This is a genomic window from Saccharomonospora sp. (genome assembly GCF_027317685.1).
Taxonomy (GTDB): Bacteria; Actinomycetota; Actinomycetes; order Mycobacteriales; family Pseudonocardiaceae; genus Saccharomonospora.
Genome location: NZ_DAHVQP010000125.1, coordinates 1 through 3,006, shown reverse-complemented (window position 1 = coordinate 3,006; position 3,006 = coordinate 1). Strand labels below are relative to the sequence as shown.

At 65.5% G+C, this 3,006-nt stretch carries 3 protein-coding genes; 1 reads left to right on the top strand and 2 read right to left on the bottom strand.

The features are described from left to right. The first annotated feature begins 63 nt into the window (after positions 1–63). A complete protein-coding gene (locus M7H19_RS14770) occupies positions 64–1,053 on the top strand; it encodes a hypothetical protein (protein WP_298181764.1) in 990 nt (329 codons plus the stop codon). A 23-nt stretch (positions 1,054–1,076) separates the two neighbouring features. On the opposite strand, the gene M7H19_RS14765 is transcribed toward M7H19_RS14770, so the two are convergent. Together M7H19_RS14765 and M7H19_RS14760 are read right to left on the bottom strand one after the other, a co-directional pair. Next, positions 1,077–2,309 (bottom strand): ISAs1 family transposase, encoded by a 1,233-nt coding sequence (locus M7H19_RS14765; RefSeq protein WP_298181762.1) that lies wholly within the window; start codon positions 2,307–2,309, stop codon positions 1,077–1,079. A gap of 135 nt (positions 2,310–2,444) precedes the next feature. Next, positions 2,445–2,726 carry a hypothetical protein gene (locus M7H19_RS14760; RefSeq protein WP_298181760.1) on the bottom strand — a complete coding sequence of 94 codons (282 nt, stop codon included), beginning with the start codon at positions 2,724–2,726 and terminating at the stop codon, positions 2,445–2,447. Between the last annotated feature and the right edge of the window lie 280 nt (positions 2,727–3,006).

Here is a 3,006-nt window from a genome sequence, read left to right as displayed (position 1 = left end):
GCAGCAGCGGCCCCACTCCACCACGCTTCACTGATGCCGAGCACAATGGGGGGAGCATCAGACATGCTCGACGAGCGAGACCTGATTGCTTATGACGAACCCCGCATCTTGGGCGAGGTCTTCCCCGACCGGAATGCCGCTGGCCCCGACCACCGAAAGTGCTCCACGTGCGGGGCCGTCCTGCCCGCTGACCAGCTGACCGTCATCAAGCACCGTCACGCCCGACACGCGAAGGGGCATCTACGAATCTACTGCCCCGGCCACTTCCCCCACGCCAACGAGCGCGTCGTAGGCGGCGTATCCAAATCTGGGGCTCAACCGTCAGGTAGGTCGCGCCCGCTCGATGGGAACTTGATCGACACGACGTATGACTTCCAGACCGACACTCCCCCGGGCAAAGACCCCGACACGCACAGCGACACGCTGCACCGCTACCACCGGGCGCTCTGGAGCAAAGAACTTCCAGACGGGACGTGCTTCGACCTTGCCGATGGAAGGCCGAGAGGAGGTTACCTCGTCCACGAGTCGGACAAGGGACAGTTCTGGCTCAGCAGCGACGCCGTCATCCCCACGTTCCCACACAAGGCAAGTGCCATCGTCGCCATGCTCGATGATGGCGAGTACGAAGCGTTCTGGAACCTGGGCTACACGATCGGCGGGATGATGGTCTGGCCGGGCAACAAGATCGGAAACAAGCAGACGATCAACGGTGCCCGCGGCTTCCACCCACGGATCGCCGACCGGTTCGACCTCACGGTCGAGTGCGTCCGCCGCCACTACGCGGGTCAGCGGAGCCCACTCGGGGAGGTCCTCGCTCGGTACACCGACTTCTTCGCCCTGTTTGGAACCTTCGAAGGGTTCATCGACCACTTCCTCCTCCAGGACCTGCTCGACGGGGGCCGGGTCCGATTCGCAATGCCGTTCGACGAGTTCGCCATGCCGTCAGTGCCGCAGGACCTGGCGACGTACCGCCGCTACATGGAGACGAGCATGGAGTTCCTCCACGCCAGGAACGCCCGTATCGCCGCGTACGCCAAGACTCTTCAGGGGTAAGCACAGGGCTGACCGCATTCTCGTTATGTGAGACCGAGGGCGATGAGCGGGTGGGTGAAGTCGTCGCGTGCCCAGCGGGTGGCTTCGGCGATGTTGGTGAAGCCGAGCAGGCGTAGCGCGCTGATGGCGTGGCTGCGCATGACGGCCAGGATCGAGGGCATGGCGCCGGTCCGGACCCGGCAGCGATCCTCACCCAATGTCACATCGCGGACGTAATGATCGCGGTTTTCGATCGACCACTCGCCCCGGGCGAGTTCGGCCAGACGGCGGGGTCCGGCCTTGCCGGCGGGCAGGCTGGTGACACCGAGCACGGCCTGGCACGACAGCGGCCCGCCGGTCAGGTCCAGGAAGTGACGCTCGATCAGGAACACCTGTTTGACGTGGGGAAACCTGATGCCCTTGGGTGCCGGCATCACCTGGATGGTACGGATCTCCTGACGGCCGTGGCCGCGATCGTAGGTCATCCACCCGATCGGCACCTCAGCCCAAGGCAGGGCATCGAGCCGGTCGAACAACCCCGGCTGGTTGCCGCCCACGGGCAGAACGAAGTGCGCGCCCCGGCGATGCAGGTAGCGGGCGTGTTCACGCTGGGTGTGCATCATGTCGGCGCTGATCACCATGTTGCCGATGTCGCCGATCTGGTCCAGCAGCGGGATGAACGCGGTGATCTCGTTGTGCTTGCCGTTCACGTCGAACTGGGCGAGGGCGATACCCTCCTGGGCGAGCATCGCGCCCAGACGATGCCGGGCACGGCGACCGCGCCCGTCGGCGGTGCCGCGCTGGGACTTGCCGTCCACGGTCACCGGTACCAGCTCATCGGGGTCGTCGTACAGCGCGGGCAGCCGCGCCGCCTGGTAGCGGGCGTAGGCCGCATCCACCTCGGCGGTGTCCAGCCGCTCCAGCACCCGGCATACCGTGTCGGGGTGCGGAGCCTCATACCGGCCGGTCCGGGGACTGCGACGTGCCCCGGCCTCGGCGAGCACGTGCTGGGGCGCCGCGCCGATCCAGTGCCGGATCGCCGCGAACCCGGTCGCACCCGACACCACCGCGGCCTGCACCAACCCCAAGATCGCCACCAGCGAGTGGCGGCGTCCCCGCCGATCACGCGGATCGGTGATCTGGGCCCACACCTCCCGCAGGTCAAAGACCTCGGTTTGGACCCCGGGCTCCTCCCGTCCCTGGAATCTCGCGAGAACGGCGGCGATGGCCAACACGGACGCGGGCGCGGGCATAGGCGTGGGAGACTGTACCGACAACGAAGCTCCTGCTGGACAAGGTGATCTCGACAATCCCTTGATCTACAGGAGCTTCGTTGCTTCCGGGCCCGGCTTCACAGATCACCGCCAACACGTGATCTCCCACATCAGACCAACTCGGCAGCCCTCACCGTCTCAGCATCCGAGAATGCGGTCAGCCCTGCCCTTCTTGGGGTCAGGGGTGGGCATCCTGGACTGAATATGGTGCAGTCCACCCCACACAACCCTGATGTTCTTTGAGTCGCTAGTATCGATCCAGTCCTTTGCGGCTGCCGTGTTGCGGAGGGTGGTGTCGGGCTGCGAGGGCGGCGTCCAGTTGCAAGCCAGGTATACGGCAAGCACGTGGCCGACCGTGATTCCTTCGACACCCATGACACTCTCTAGGTAGTAGCAGGCAACGAGGTTCTTCTCGTACATAGTCCTCGGCTGCTTTTCCGCGACGAAGTCGGCCAGTTACGGCAGCTGTAGATCGTGGCTGTGGGGATGTTGCTGCTGGTCGGCGGGGCGGCCGGGGGTGATCACGATCGGGTGGAGTGCCGGACATGCGAGACGGCCGCCGTGATCGTTGCTTCGTGTGACAAAAGTAAAGAACCCGGCGGCCGTCCGGGGCACGATAGCGCATGCCGATGATGAGCGCCGGGCGGGTTTCCTGGACGCGGTGATGGCCCGGATCGCGGGATGTTTCCGCAGGTGTGAG

Bases quoted from the DNA above. Each gene is read 5' to 3' on its own strand.
- M7H19_RS14770 (WP_298181764.1), top strand. From the start codon at position 64: ATGCTCGACGAGCGAGACCTGATTGCTTATGACGAACCCCGCATCTTG.
- M7H19_RS14760 (WP_298181760.1), bottom strand. From the start codon at position 2,726: ATGTACGAGAAGAACCTCGTTGCCTGCTACTACCTAGAGAGTGTCATG.